Source organism: Psychrobacillus sp. 05T411 (genome assembly GCF_056396485.1).
Genome location: NZ_JBFTLO010000035.1, coordinates 16,445 through 31,741 on the forward strand (window position 1 = coordinate 16,445; position 15,297 = coordinate 31,741).

13 protein-coding genes are annotated in these 15,297 nt (G+C 37.7%); all 13 read right to left on the reverse strand.

Going from position 1 to position 15,297, the window contains the following annotated elements:
- Complete coding sequence (gene floA, locus AC1DFT_RS18480) at positions 1-1,002, reverse strand: flotillin-like protein FloA (protein WP_478160723.1); 1,002 nt, start codon at positions 1,000-1,002, stop codon at positions 1-3.
- Positions 1,002-2,327, reverse strand: a complete 1,326-nt coding sequence (locus AC1DFT_RS18485; protein ID WP_478160725.1) for an NfeD family protein — start codon at positions 2,325-2,327, stop codon at positions 1,002-1,004. The genes floA and AC1DFT_RS18485 overlap by 1 nt, the downstream gene beginning before the upstream one ends.
- Before the next feature lie 263 nt (positions 2,328-2,590).
- A complete protein-coding gene (gene rpsU / locus AC1DFT_RS18490; RefSeq protein ID WP_016426884.1) occupies positions 2,591-2,764 on the reverse strand; it encodes a 30S ribosomal protein S21 in 174 nt (57 codons plus the stop codon).
- A gap of 103 nt (positions 2,765-2,867) precedes the next feature.
- Positions 2,868-3,539, reverse strand: coding sequence for a deoxyribose-phosphate aldolase (gene deoC / locus AC1DFT_RS18495; protein WP_478160728.1), 672 nt, complete (start codon positions 3,537-3,539; stop codon positions 2,868-2,870).
- 85 nt (positions 3,540-3,624) lie between these two features.
- Entirely contained in the window at positions 3,625-4,965 is a 1,341-nt protein-coding gene (gene mtaB, locus AC1DFT_RS18500; RefSeq protein WP_478160730.1) for a tRNA (N(6)-L-threonylcarbamoyladenosine(37)-C(2))-methylthiotransferase MtaB, read from the reverse strand.
- Positions 4,966-4,980: 15 nt separating this feature from the next.
- Positions 4,981-5,721, reverse strand: coding sequence for a 16S rRNA (uracil(1498)-N(3))-methyltransferase (locus AC1DFT_RS18505; RefSeq protein WP_478160732.1), 741 nt, complete (start codon positions 5,719-5,721; stop codon positions 4,981-4,983).
- A 10-nt stretch (positions 5,722-5,731) separates the two neighbouring features.
- Entirely contained in the window at positions 5,732-6,676 is a 945-nt protein-coding gene (prmA, locus tag AC1DFT_RS18510; RefSeq protein ID WP_478160734.1) for a 50S ribosomal protein L11 methyltransferase, read from the reverse strand.
- Between the two features lie 14 nt (positions 6,677-6,690).
- On the reverse strand, positions 6,691-7,812 hold the full coding sequence (dnaJ, locus tag AC1DFT_RS18515) for a molecular chaperone DnaJ (RefSeq protein WP_478160736.1): 1,122 nt from the start codon (positions 7,810-7,812) through the stop codon (positions 6,691-6,693).
- Between the two features lie 129 nt (positions 7,813-7,941).
- Positions 7,942-9,774 (reverse strand): molecular chaperone DnaK, encoded by a 1,833-nt coding sequence (dnaK, locus tag AC1DFT_RS18520; protein WP_478160738.1) that lies wholly within the window; start codon positions 9,772-9,774, stop codon positions 7,942-7,944.
- A 49-nt stretch (positions 9,775-9,823) separates the two neighbouring features.
- The gene (grpE, locus tag AC1DFT_RS18525; protein WP_478160740.1) at positions 9,824-10,381 is read right to left on the reverse strand and encodes a nucleotide exchange factor GrpE; all 558 of its coding nucleotides are present in this window, start codon (positions 10,379-10,381) and stop codon (positions 9,824-9,826) included.
- A 15-nt stretch (positions 10,382-10,396) separates the two neighbouring features.
- The gene (gene hrcA / locus AC1DFT_RS18530; RefSeq protein WP_478160742.1) at positions 10,397-11,434 is read right to left on the reverse strand and encodes a heat-inducible transcriptional repressor HrcA; all 1,038 of its coding nucleotides are present in this window, start codon (positions 11,432-11,434) and stop codon (positions 10,397-10,399) included.
- Between the two features lie 87 nt (positions 11,435-11,521).
- Complete coding sequence (gene hemW, locus AC1DFT_RS18535) at positions 11,522-12,658, reverse strand: radical SAM family heme chaperone HemW (protein ID WP_478160744.1); 1,137 nt, start codon at positions 12,656-12,658, stop codon at positions 11,522-11,524.
- A 62-nt stretch (positions 12,659-12,720) separates the two neighbouring features.
- Positions 12,721-14,550 carry a translation elongation factor 4 gene (lepA, locus tag AC1DFT_RS18540; protein WP_478160746.1) on the reverse strand — a complete coding sequence of 610 codons (1,830 nt, stop codon included), beginning with the start codon at positions 14,548-14,550 and terminating at the stop codon, positions 12,721-12,723.
- Positions 14,551-15,297 lie beyond the last annotated feature (747 nt).

The following is a 15,297-nucleotide window of genomic DNA, read 5'->3' on the forward strand; positions in this document are numbered from 1 at the left end:
CTAGTCTTTCAACTCTGTAGAAGGTTTATCTCCTCCGACTTTACTAATGGAGTCTCTCATACTAGTGTCTGCTTGGATGTTTTTATAGTTCATATAATCCATTACACCAATATTTCCTTCTCTTAATGCCTCTGCCATTGCAAGTGGTACTTCTGCTTCTGCCTCTACAACTTTCGAGCGCATTTCTACTACTTTTGCTTTCATCTCTTGCTCTGATGCAACGGCCATCGCACGACGTTCTTCCGCTTTTGCTTGTGCGATTTTCTTATCTGCTTCTGCTTGCTCTGTTTGTAATTCTGCCCCGATATTTTTACCTATATCAACGTCCGCAATATCAATCGATAGAATTTCAAATGCCGTACCAGAGTCTAATCCTTTAGCTAACACAGTTTGAGAAATTAAATCCGGGTTCTCAAGTACGCGTTCATGGCTAGTACTTGATCCGATTGTGGAGATAATTCCTTCACCAACACGAGCAACGATTGTCTCTTCACCCGCACCACCGACTAAACGGTCGATATTGGCACGAACAGTAATACGTGCTTTCGCTTTTACTTCAATCCCGTTCATCGCAACACCGGCGATAAATGGTGTTTCAATTACTTTCGGGTTTACAGACATTTGTACTGCTTCCAGTACATCTCGACCCGCTAAATCGATGGCTGCAGCTCGTTCAAATGTTAGTTCAATATTTGCACGGTGCGCAGCGATAAGCGCATTGACAACGCGGTCTACGTTACCACCTGCTAAATAATGACTCTCTAATTGATTGATTGCCACTTTTAATCCGGCCTTATGTGCTTTAATAAGTGGATTGACAATGCGTGATGGGATTACTCGACGTAACCTCATCCCTACAAGTGTAAAGATACTTATTTTTACTCCCGCTGCTAAAGCAGAGATCCATAGTGTAATTGGGAAAAAAGTGAAAAATACCGATAGCAAGATAAATGCTAAAACGATCACTATGATTAATGTAATGGTTGATCCAGTAAAAATCATTATGTTGCCTCCTCTTCCGCGACTTCTCGTACAACTATACGAGAGCCTTCTACTTTAATAATTGTAACTTGTTTATCCTTCGCAACAAAACTACCATCGGATACTGCATCGATTCGCTCATTGTCGATACGTATAGTTCCAGACGGTCTAAGGGGAGTCATCGTAACAGCCACTTTTCCAATTAAATCTACTCGATTTTCATTGGATACATACCCTTGCTCTGTCGTTGTAGCATCGGACAAAATAATTTTGTTCAATGCTTTCATCTGTTTTCCAAAGAACTTCATAATAATCACCATTCCCACTATAGCTACTGTTAAAGCAATTAATACAGCAATACTCATTTGCACAATATTGCCTCCTGCTAGTATTATACTAAAAATAATAGCAGCTGCACCTAATATACCACTAATTCCTCCAGGCAAGAAGAATTCGGCTATTATTAATAGAACCCCAATAACAAAAATTATCAATGTTTCATAGCCTGCAAGACCCGCTACTAGATGCCCAAAAAAGAACAGTCCAATGGAGATAAGCCCCATTGTCCCTGCAACTCCAAATCCAGGAGAATACAGTTCAACGATCAAACCTAAACTAGCAATCGATAATAAAATTGGCACGATAATTGGATGCGTAATAAATCTTGCAACCGATTCCATAAATGTCTCTTCTGTTTCAATTACTTTCGCATTTGCAAGATTTGTTTTCGTTAATAACTCCTCAAACGAGCTTACAGTTCCATTTGAATAGTCCACTTCTAACGCTTCTGATGAAGTTAACGTTAACAATTTCCCTACAGGTGCTCTATACTGTGGTAAGTCTACCGTGTCATCCGCCATTGCTTGTGCATATTTGGGTTTTTTTCCAGTAAGCTTTGCCGCGTTAATCATTTTAGCTTTCCATGCACTATTTGCTTTTTCATCGGCCGTATTACCACTGCCATCAATTACCGCTGCAGCACCCATCGTCCCACTAGGAGCCATATAAATTTCATCCGTATGAAGTGCTAAATATGCCCCCGCTGATAACGCTTCCGTGTTAATATAGGCTATTTTTCGAATTGACGTCGAATCAAGCAAATTAGAAATTTTTTCTGCAGAATCTACAAAGCCACCTGGTGTATTTAATTCGAATATAATGGCATCTGCATTCGCCTCTTCTGCCTCTTTAATAGAACGCTTTAGAAAAGCGTATAAGCCTTTTTCCACTTCTTTATAGACAGGAATTTTATAAACAGTCGGTGAATCTGCATTGAAAGAAGGAATAACTAAGAAAAACGAGCATAACAATAAACAAAAAGAGATAATGTATCGTGACATTTTCATCCTTAAACCTCCCTTCTTCTATATGTATATTACTATCTACGGATGAGTAAAAGAAAAGTTTCATAAAATGAAAATAAACCGAGAAAAATAATTTTTCTCGGTTTACATAATTGTAAATGTTAATCATACAGTACGTGTTTTGAACGTAGGGATGGTTGGGATTAATTTACCACTTACGTTTACGTGCAGCTTCTGATTTCTTTTTACGTTTCACGCCTGGTTTATAGAAACCACAGCATCGAAGCTTTGTAAATTTCAATTAATTAGAATTTACGTTTACGGGCAGCTTCAGATTTCTTTTTACGTTTCACGCTTGGTTTTTCATAAAACTCGCGCTTTCTTACCTCTTGAATTGTACCACTTTTAGATACAGTACGTTTGAAGCGGCGAAGAGCATCTTCAAGCGATTCGTTTTTACGAACGACAGTTTTTGACATCTCTTTTTCCCTCCCTCCGAACACACGTCAAGCACATAACCTAGTGTTATGTACTAAAAAATTATACCGTATACTTTCGTTCTGGTCAATACTTTGGCTTAAATTAATAATCAGAATTACTTTCCAATCCTTTAACAATTTCAACACCAGAGCTTGCACCTATTCTCGTTGCTCCTGCGTCAACCATTGCTTGTAGATCCGCCAAACTTCGAACACCACCTGATGCTTTTACTCCTAGTTCCGGTCCAACTGCGCTACGCATTAACTTCACAGCACTTACTGTTGCGCCTCCTGTAGAAAATCCAGTAGAAGTTTTAACAAAATCTGCTCCTGCTAATTTTGAAATTTCACTAGCTCTTAAAATTTCTTCGTCTGCTAATAAGCAAGTTTCTAAAATAACTTTCACAATCGCTTTTCCTTTTGCAGCTTGTACGACAGCCTCGATATCTTTTTGCACTAAGTTATAATCTTGATCTTTTAAAGCACCAACATTTATAACCATATCGATTTCGCCCGCACCGTTTTCAATTGCATTCGTCGTTTCAAATGCTTTCACTTCAGTAGTGCTTGCACCTAGTGGGAATCCAATTACCGTACAAACTTTTACTGGTGAATCTTGTAATAATTTTGCACTTAAATTTACCCAAGTCGGATTCACACAAACCGATGCAAAAGTATATTCTTTTGCTTCCTCACAAAGTTTTTCGATTTGGTTTTTAGTTGCGTCTTGTTTTAATAATGTATGGTCGATTAATGTTGCAATATTTTGAGTCATTATATAGTCTCCTTTTGAAGTTGTACGTACCTCTTTATCATAATCGAGAATCTAAAAAAAAGCCAGCGAGATTGTTCTCACTGACCTACACTAATTCTTCTACATTTTCAAGCACACGAACAAATTGCCCTTCATTGTATGGATAACCAGCTTTTGTTATTTTCACACGCACTAGTTTTCCGATTAACTCTTCCGAACCAGGAATAACTACTTTCAAATAATTATCTGTATATCCTTCATATAAATTACTGTCAGGATCTAATTTATATTTTTCTTCCGGAATAATCTCTAGTACTTCCCCTTCAAAACGGGATGCATACTCAGCCGCTAATTGATCATTCAATGTAATTAATCGATGAACACGTTCATTTTTTATCTCTTCATCTACTTGATTGTCCATTCTCGCTGCTGGTGTACCAGTACGTTTGGAATATGGGAATACATGAAGCTCCGAGAATTTTTGGTCACGAATAAAGCTAAATGTCTCCATAAACTCTTCTTCCGTTTCACCCGGGAATCCGACAATTACATCCGAAGTAATGGCTAAATCAGGAAGTGCTTCTCTTAATCGGTCTAAACGATTCGCAAAAAACTCCATCGTATATTTTCTACGCATTCTTTTAAGGACCGTATCGGAGCCAGATTGAATTGGAATGTGTAAATGTCTTACAACTATTTTAGAATCTCTTAAAACATCGATTACTTCATCCGTTAATTGACTCGCTTCAATCGAACTAATGCGAAGTCGTTTCAATCCTTTTACGTTCGATTCGATATCTCTTAATAGTTGTGCCAAGTTATAGTCTTTTAAGTCTTCCCCATACCCACCTGTATGGATACCGGTTAAAACGATTTCTAAATAGCCAGCATCTACTAATTGCTGAGCTTGTCTAACTACTTCTTCTGGATCTCTGGAACGCATTAACCCGCGAGCCCACGGAATAATACAAAAAGTACAGAAGTTGTTACAGCCTTCTTGAATTTTCAAAGAAGCACGTGTACGATCCGTAAAAGCAGGAACGTCTAACTCTTCGTATACTCGGTTTTTCATAATATTTCCGACAGCATTAATCGGACTGCGCTCTGTTTTATATTGTTCAATATAATCTAGCATTTTTGTGCGTTCTTGTGTTCCTACAACAATATCTACCCCTGGAATTGCCATAATTTCAGCTGGCGAAGTTTGTGCATAGCAACCAGTTACGCAAATAACGGCATCTGGGTTTTGACGAATTGCACGACGAATCACTTGTCGGCTTTTTTTATCTCCAGTATTTGTTACCGTACACGTATTAATCACATATACATCTGATTGTTTTTCAAAATCAGTACGGTCATAACCGTTTTCTTTAAATAATTGCCATATAGCCTCTGTTTCATAGTGGTTAACTTTACAACCTAATGTATGGAATGCAACGGATGACAAGTCCTCACACCTCTTTCATTCATATTCATAAGAAATTGCAGCAAGCGCATATAACGGTGCTGTTTCTGTTCGTAGAATCCTCGGTCCAAGTGCTATGGGTTGAAACTCATTTTCGAGCAGTAATTGTACTTCCTGTCGATCTAACCCACCTTCTGGGCCAAAAACGATAAGTATCGATTGTTTATCATACACCTTTTTCAATTGGTCAGCAAACTTTTGCCGCTTCGTAAGCTTGGCGTCTTCTTCATCCGCAACAAATTTCACGTCATACGATTTGGAAATTTCCAAAAGCTCGCTTAAAGAGATTGGTTTATGTATTAGTGGAATAAACGAACGATGAGATTGTTCAGCGGCTTCTTTTGCAATTTTTTGTAAACGAGCGATTTTTTTCTCGTTCTTTTGTTTGTCCCATTTCACAATAGAACGTTTTGCTTCAAATGGATACAGTGTATGCATTCCAAGCTCTGTCGCTTTTTGTGTGATTAACTCTAGCTTATCACCTTTTGGAAGTCCACAAACGATAGATACTTTCACCGGCAGTTCTGCGGATTGTTCATGTGATTCTTTGATTTGCAAAAGTACTGTTTTGGAAGTGCCTTCTATGATGGTCATCGTATATGTTTTGCCATCTGCTACTACATATACGTCGTCTCCAGAAGACATGCGCATCACTTGAATCATATGATGCGCATCTTCTCCTGTAATCGTTACCGTATTATTTTCCCCTATAGGTTCATTCGTAAAATAACGTTGCATAAGCGTCTCCTTACTTTACAGGCTTTCTTGAAATGATTGTTACCCAGTCTTCCATCATCATAACTTCTTCAATTTCGAATCCTGCTTGTTGCAAGGAATTACGAACATCATCCTTTTTCGTGGCAATAATACCAGACGTGATAAATAGTCCACCATCTTTTACAATCGAGTAAGCATCATTTGTAAATGTCATAATGATTTCTGCTAATATATTTGCTACCACGATATCTGCTTGTTCATTCACGTTATCTAGTAAATTCCCGTGTGTTACTTGAACGATATCATTTACTCTATTGAGTGCGATATTTTCTTTTGCTGATTGAACAGCTACTTCATCCAAATCTAGTGCATGAATGGAAGCAGCACCCAATTTGGCAGCACCTATCGAAAGAACTCCTGAACCGGTCCCCACATCAATGATGTTACTTCCTTTTTGCACTGTTTTTTCAAGTGCTTGTAGACACATAACAGTTGTAGGATGTGTACCCGTTCCAAAAGCCATTCCAGGGTCCAATTCGATGATTAATTCATCCGTGTTGACACGCTCATAGTCTTCCCAAGTAGGCACGATTGTAAAACGATTTGATATTTTCACTGGATGATAATATTTTTTCCAAGCTGTAGCCCAATCTTCTTCATCTACTTCTTGTATAGTTACATGATTATGTCCAAGGTCGATATTAAAGTTTTGTAAGTTGTTAATCGCAAGTTTKATCTCTTCTACTGTTTCCAGTAGAAAGCTAGTTTCTGCTAAATAAGCTTTCACTCGAACACCATCTACAGGGAAATCGTCTGGATTTAAGCTATAGATTTCACCAAACACATCTTCTCTTTCTCTTAATAACTCTTCTGAATCTTCAATAACGACCCCACTTGCTCCAGCCTCATGCAAAATATTACTAATTGCTTCCACTGCCTCATTCGTCGTATGAATGGATAGTTCAGACCATTTCACTTGCGCCCACTCCTTTATTCGCCTTTTATCGTTCTTTTTATTTTATCAAATAATGAACTGCCTTGCTCTTCTGGAATATCTCCACTAATTTCTGCAAATTCACGAAGTAATTGCTTTTGCTTTTCAGTTAATTTCTTCGGTGTAATAACTTTTACTACAACATGTTGATCTCCAGTGCCATAACCGTGCACATTCTTAACACCTTTTCCTTTTAAACGGAAAGTTGTTTGCGATTGTGTACCTGCTGGAATTTTTAATTTTACTTTACCTTGCACAGTTGGTACTTCTATTTCATCTCCAAGTGCAGCTTGGGCAAATGTAAGTGGTAACTCATAATAAATATCGTCACCATCTCGTTCAAATCTAGGATCCGCTTTAACACGGAATACAATATATAAGTCGCCTGCTGGTCCACCATTTACACCAGGTTCCCCTTGACCACTTACTCGAAGCTGTTGACCGTCATCCACACCTGCTGGAATCGTTACTTTAATTTTTTTGCGTTTATTTACAGTACCTTTTCCGTGACAAGTCGAACATTTTTCTTTAATGATTTTCCCGGTACCCTCACAATAATGACAAGCCCGTTTCGTTTGAATACGACCAAATGGCGTGTCTTGTGTTACGTTCACTTGACCATGACCATTACAGTGTGAACATTTCTCAGGGTGAGTTCCTGGTTTTGCACCAGTTCCAGTACATGTATCACATGGCTCTTCTTTTGCAACATCTATTTCAGTTTCTTTTCCGAAAACAGCTTCTTCAAATTCGATCGTCATCGTATATTGAAGATCACTACCTTTTCTAGGTGCATTAGGGTCCCGTCGTCTTGAGTTTCCCCCTCCACCGAAAAACGAGCTGAAAATATCTTCAAAACCAAAGCCATCGCCGCCGCCAAATCCACCGAATCCTTGGTTGGGACCAGCATGACCGAATTGATCGTACTGTGCTCGTTTTTGTTCATCACTTAATACTTCATAAGCTTCTGTAATTTCTTTGAACTTCACATCAGCGTCTGCTGCTTTATTAATATCCGGGTGATATTGTTTAGAAAGCTTGCGATACGCTTTTTTTATCTCGTCTTGAGAAGCACTTTTGGAAACTCCTAGTACTTCATAATAATCACGTTTATCCATTGTTCACTCTCCTGCTCTTTACCTACACGTAATGAATATTGTAACACGGAAAAATAATCTAGTCTAAACAGTAAGAAAAGCCAAAGCCGAATACGGTCTTTGACTTTTCCTTACCGACTAACTTACTACTTACTTGTTGTCTTTATCGTCATTTACTTCTTCAAATTCAGCGTCTACAACACCATCATCTTTTGCATCAGCTTGTGCGCCGCCATTTGCAGCAGCTTCTGCTTGTGCTTGCTCATATAACTTCATTGTAAGTTGTTGAACGATTTCGTTTAGTGCATCTTTTTTCACTTTAATATCTTCTAAGTTACCAGCTTCTAAAGCAGCTTTTAACGCTTCTTTAGCATCTTCCGCTGATTTTTTCTCATCTTCTGATACTTTATCTTCTAAATCTTTTAATGTTTTTTCAGTCATAAATACTAGTTGGTCCGCTTCGTTTTTCACTTCAGCTTCTTCTTTACGAACTTTATCCGCTTCTGCGTTTGCTTCTGCTTCTTTTACCATACGATCGATTTCTTCGTCAGATAATGAAGAGTTCGATTGAATTGTAATATTTTGTTCTTTTCCAGTTCCAAGATCTTTTGCTTTAACAGTTACGATACCATTTTTGTCGATATCAAAAGTAACCTCGATTTGTGGTACGCCACGTGGAGCTGGTGGAATATCCGCAAGTTGGAAACGGCCAAGTGTTTTGTTATCTGCTGACATTGGACGTTCACCTTGTAGAACATKAATATCTACTGCTGGTTGGTTATCTGCTGCAGTCGAGAATGTTTGAGATTTTGAAGTAGGAATTGTCGTATTACGTTCGATTAGTTTTGTAAATACGCCACCCATTGTTTCAATACCTAAAGAAAGTGGTGTTACGTCAAGTAATACAACATCTTTTACATCTCCAGTTAAAACTCCACCTTGAACAGCAGCACCCATTGCTACTACTTCATCTGGGTTTACACCTTTATGTGGCTCTTTACCAGTTTCTTTTTTAATCGCATCTTGTACTGCAGGAATACGAGTAGATCCACCTACTAAGATAACTTTATCGATTTGAGAAGCAGATAATCCAGCATCTTTCATCGCTTGACGAGTTGGTACCATTGTACGTTCTACTAAATGAGCTGTTAAATCATCAAATTTCGCACGAGTCATTGTTACTTCTAAGTGAAGTGGTCCAGCTTCTCCAGCTGTAATGAAAGGAAGTGAGATTTGAGTTGATGTAACACCTGATAAATCTTTTTTCGCTTTTTCAGCAGCATCTTTTAGACGTTGTACGGCCATTTTATCTTGTGATAAATCAATTCCGTTATCTTTTTTGAATTCTTGTACTAGGTAATCCATTAATACTTGGTCAAAATCATCCCCACCAAGACGGTTATCCCCAGCTGTAGCTAGAACTTCAAATACGCCATCTCCTAATTCTAGGATAGATACGTCAAATGTACCGCCACCTAAATCGTAAACAAGGATTTTTTCATCGTGATCCATTTTGTCTAATCCGTATGCAAGTGCTGCTGCAGTTGGTTCGTTAATAATACGTTCTACTTCAAGACCAGCGATACGTCCAGCATCTTTTGTTGCTTGACGCTCTGCATCGTTAAAGTAAGCAGGAACAGTAATAACTGCTTTTGTTACTTTTTCTCCTAAGTATTCTTCTGCGAAACCTTTTAAGTATTGTAGAATCATTGCTGATACTTCTTGCGGTGTATATTCTTTATCTTCTGCAGATACTTTTTCATTTGTACCCATTAAACGTTTTACGGAAGCAATAGTATGTGGGTTTGTAATAGATTGACGTTTTGCTACTTCCCCAACTTGTTTTTCCCCATTTTTGAATGCTACAACAGATGGAGTTGTACGGTTACCTTCTGGATTTGGAATTACTTTTGGTTCTCCACCTTCTAATACAGATACACATGAGTTTGTTGTTCCTAAGTCAATACCGATAATTTTAGACATAAATTATTCCTCCTAAATATAAAGTGCGTATAGTTTTTTTAAGTAGAATTTATTCGTTAACTTTAACCATAGATGGTCTTAAAATTCTATCTTTTAGCTTATACCCTTTTTGTAACTCTTGAAGCACGATACCTGAATCTTTTGAGTCATCTTTTTCTTGCATGACTGCTTGATGGAAATTCGGATCGAATGGAACGCCTTCTGCTTCAATTTGTTCTAGACCTTCTTTGGATACTGCGTCCAGTAAAGAGCGGTAGACCATTTCTACACCTTTTACTAAAGAAGCAGTTTCTTCTGTCGTAGTTTCAACAGCTAAAGCACGTTCGAAATTATCTAGCACCGGTAAAATATCTGATAATACAGACTGCGCACGGTATTTGTAATCCGCTTCTTTATCTAATTGGACACGACGCTTATAGTTTTCAAAATCCGCTCTTAAGCGGATTGCTTTATTTTCTTCTTCTTCCAGTTGTTGTTTTAGTAGAGTTAATTCATCGATTTCTTCTACTACATTTTCAGTTGTTTCTTCTGCAGAATGAGACTCTGTTTGTTGTTCTAGCTCTTCTGTTTCTAATTCTTCAACGATTTCATCTTTTTGTTCTGACATAACTAGCAACTCTCCTTATCCATGCGGTCCATGTAAAATTTTTGACAATTCTCTCGATAAATCCCCACTCATCACATCAAGTAAAGAAACAACTCGTTTGTAATCCATTCGAGTAGGTCCAATGATTGCAATGGATCCCATTTGTTCCTTCCCAATGTCATAGGATGCTGTAATAATACTACAATCTCCCATCGCTAAATGGTTATTTTCTGTACCGATTCGAATTTGAATTCCTTTTTGGTCTAAATGGAATAATCCAGGCATTTGATTTACATGATCCATCCAATACATAATACTTCGTGCTTTTTCTACATCATTAAATTCAGGTTGATTTAACAGTTGCATTTTTCCACCATAGTAAACTTTATCTTCATGTTCAATTGTTAGAGCCTTGTTCAATGAACCTAGTAAATCATTTAAGCGACCATTATTTTGGCGTAAAACAGCTGATGTGACAGTTTCTAATTTAGCAGGCAGCTCATGTAAGTGAACACCTACTAAATGTTCATTGATCAAATTAACCATTCGTTCAATATCTGATGCAGTAAAGCTTTCCGGTATGGAAAATACGCGATTTTCTACATGACCACTATCTGTTACAATGATTGCGACAGCGGAGTCATCCGTTAATGGTACGATAGAAAACCTTTTGACACGATGTTTTCTCACATCTAAGCCTAACATAATCGAGGTATAATTCGTTAATTCGGACAAAATTGCCGCGGATTTACGAATTATTTGTTCCGACTCAACCATTCGTTCTTCAAAAATGGATCGAATTTGTTTAATCTCATTTTTAGTAATTCGTTGTGGAGTTAACATATTGTCTACATAATAACGGTAGCCTTTTTGCGAAGGTACGCGACCAGACGAAGTATGTGTTTTTTCTAAAAAGCCCATTTCTTCTAAATCCGCCATATCATTTCGAATAGTAGCAGGACTAAATGGAACTTCCTCCTTTTTCGAAAGTTGACGAGATCCAACTGGTTGAGCAGTTTCGATAAAATCATCTACCGTTACTTGCAATATTAATAATTGCCGGTTAGTAAGCATGATTATCACCTCTGTTAGCACTCATTCATAGAGAGTGCTAATACTTATATAGAAAATTTATCAAATCTATTCGGAACTGTCAACGATTTAGCTTGTAAGAAAATATTGAAATACTTCATTTCCAACAAAACGGCCTCGTGTCGTAAGTTTAATAAAATCTTGTTCGATCACGACTAACTCTTTATCGAGCAATTCATCTATTTCTTTTCCATACACTTCTTGTAATGTTTGACCGTATCTTTGTTCAAATCCTGCCAGTGAAACACCTTCGTTTTTTCGTAGTCCTAAAAACATTTCTTCTTCCATCTTTTCAACAAGAGACACTTCTTTCTCCATCATGATAGGTTTTTCATTCATTTCAATTGTATGCATATACTTTTTTAACGGTCCATGATTGGAATATCGCACACTGTTTACATATCCATGTGCTCCAGCACCAAGACCGATATATTCATCATTATTCCAATAGAGCAAATTATGCTTAGATTCTTTGCCTTCATGCGCAAAATTACTAATTTCGTATTGGTCGTAGCCATTACGCTTCATTTCATCCATCAAATAACTATACATATCCGCTTCCAAATCTTCACCTGGCAGTGTCAGTTTTCCTTTCGATAATAAATTATAAAAAATCGTTTTCGGCTCCACAAGTAAAGAGTATGCAGAAATATGTGGAATGTTTAGACGAAATGCTTCTTTTAATGATGCCTTCCACTGATCCATCGTTTGATTTGGTAAACCGTACATCAGATCTATACTAATCGAAGGGAAATTCGTTTGTTTCGCATATTCGATTACTTTATATACATGATCATTGGAATGCGTTCTTCCAAGGACTTTCAACAAGTCCTGATCGAAAGTTTGCACCCCCATACTTAATCGGTTTACTCCAAACTTACGCATCACTTGCATTTTTTCCAGTGTCAATTCATCTGGATTCGATTCAGATGTAAATTCTATTACTTGTTCTAGCGGGATATGCTCATGTATAAGGGTAAATAACCGCTCCAATTGTTCTACAGACAATGAAGTCGGCGTTCCTCCGCCGATAAAAATAGTCTCAATCGGTGCATTCTTTAAATCGTCCGCCCATAAGGCCATTTCCTGCCCGAGCGATTCAATATATTCATCTACTGGTTGATTATGAAAAAAGAATTTATTGAAATCGCAATAATTACAAATTTGATGACAAAAAGGAATATGAATATAGACTCCTCGTACCATACTATTTCCAACTCTCTATATAGGAAAAAGGGGGCTATTATGCTCGCGCCCCCTTCTTTCTTTTATTTATTTGGCTCGTCCATTTTCAGAACCGCCATGAAGGCCTCCTGAGGAACTTCAACAGAACCTACTTGTTTCATACGTTTTTTACCTTCTTTTTGTTTTTCAAGAAGTTTACGTTTACGGGAAATATCTCCGCCGTAACATTTTGCTAATACGTTTTTACCAATCGATTTAATCGTTGAACGCGCGACAATTTTTTGACCGATTGCCGCTTGTACCGGCACTTCGAATTGTTGTCTTGGGATTAACGCTTTTAACTTCTCTACAATTACTTTCCCACGTTCGTAAGCAAAGTCTTTATGCACGATAAAGCTTAAAGCATCCACTTTCTCACTATTGAGCAGAATATCCATTTTCACTAGTTTCGATTCTTTATATCCGATTAATTCATAATCAAAAGAAGCATATCCTTTTGTACTAGATTTTAATGCATCAAAGAAATCGTACACAATTTCCGATAATGGAATTTCATAAATAATATTCACACGTGCAGATGATAAATAATCCATGGTGATAAAGTTTCCACGTTTACGCTGACAAAGCTCCATAACAGAACCTACATAGTCTTCTGGAACCATAATTGAAGCCTTTACATATGGCTCTTCAATTTTATCTACTTTTTGTACTTCTGGCATCATAGATGGATTATCGACTTTAATCGATTCACCACTTGTTAACTTAACATCGTAAATAACGCTTGGTGCAGTCGTAATTAAATCGATTTTAAATTCACGTTCAATACGTTCTTGAATGATTTCCATATGAAGTAATCCTAAGAAACCACAACGATAGCCAAATCCTAATGCTTGGGAAGTTTCTGGCTCAAACTCTAGGGCTGAATCGTTTAGTTCTAATTTTTCTAGGGCATCACGTAAATCTACATATTTCGAGTTATCAATTGGATATAAACCGCAGAATACCATTGGATTCATTTTTCGATAACCTGGAAGTGCTTCAGTCGCAGGGTTAGCGGCTAATGTAATGGTATCCCCAACGTTTGAATCTCCAACATGTTTCATTGAAGCAGTTAAAAATCCAACGTCTCCGACAGTTAGTTCCGAACGCATCGTTGCTTTTGGTGTAAATACTCCCGTTTCCACAACTTCGAATTCTTTACCAGAAGACATCATTTTAATCTTATCTCCAGGTTTCACTGTACCTTCCATAATTCGAATATAAACAATTACTCCACGGTACGGGTCAAATAAGGAGTCAAATATAAGTGCTTTTAGTGGCGCAGAAGGGTCTCCAGTAGGCGCTGGAACTTTTGCTACAATTTGTTCTAATATGTCTTCGATACCTATACCTGCTTTTGCAGAAGCGTGCACTGCTTCGGAAGCATCTAAACCAATTACTTCTTCTACTTCCTTTTTCACTCGTTCTGGATCGGCAGCAGGTAAATCAATTTTATTGATAACCGGTAAAATTTCCAAGTCATTATCTAATGCTAAATAGACATTTGCAAGTGTTTGTGCTTCGATTCCTTGTGCAGCATCTACTACAAGTATTGCCCCTTCGCAAGCTGCTAAACTTCGAGATACTTCATACGTGAAATCGACATGTCCAGGTGTATCGATTAAGTGAAAAATATATTCTTCTCCATCTTTTGCTGAATATGTTAGTTGAACGGCATTTAATTTTATTGTAATACCGCGTTCTCGTTCTAGATCCATCGAATCGAGTAATTGGCTTTGCATTTCTCTTGACGTCACTGTTTGTGTTTTTTCTAATATACGATCGGCAAGCGTTGACTTCCCGTGGTCAATATGCGCGATAATTGAAAAGTTACGTATTTTTTTCTGTCGTGCTAATCTCTCTTCATGGTTCATACTTGTTCACTCCTAATTAAACTACTTGCATTATAACAGATAAAGAATTGTTTAAGAAATATTACTATTACATTTTATGTACATTCTAAAATAATTTTATTGGATAAAAGTTTTAAAAATTATTTTTCGCCAGACTTTAATCTTATCAAAAACCTGTCCATAACACAATCTACGAGAATATTTTCCATACAAAAAGAAATGAAGCATTAGTGATTCGCTTCATCTCTTTTGTTGTGTCTTAGAAAATTATGAATAACTGTTTCAAATCGATATATAATAATTCGTTGTTAAGGGATCATGCGACGTAAAAAACCTATTGGGTGACCGCTAGGATTTTCGCTGCAGTCGTACGCTTTCCGCCGGGTGAGCGATGAGCCATCCCCGCCGCCCTTAGGCGTACGTTGGGATGTCTCATTAGCCCACTCATCCGGCAGGAGTCGACGCCTGTAGCGAAAATCAGTGGAAATTGCCCAATTATCCATACCATCCCATTAAAAAACAAAATTTCAACCAGTTTTTCCATTGTATTCATCCAATAAATGGCTTAGGGCAACCAACCGATCACTGGGAGCAACCAGTTCTACTACGAAAGCAACTAAATCAGCACGAAAGCAACCAAATTACTCGTGAAAGCAACCAATTCTCAAAATGGCAAGTGTACTAGGATTGAGACGTATTATTGGGATAGCGCATCTTATTAACCGCTAAGATTTTCACTGCCGGGCGGACGACTTCCACTGGGTGAAG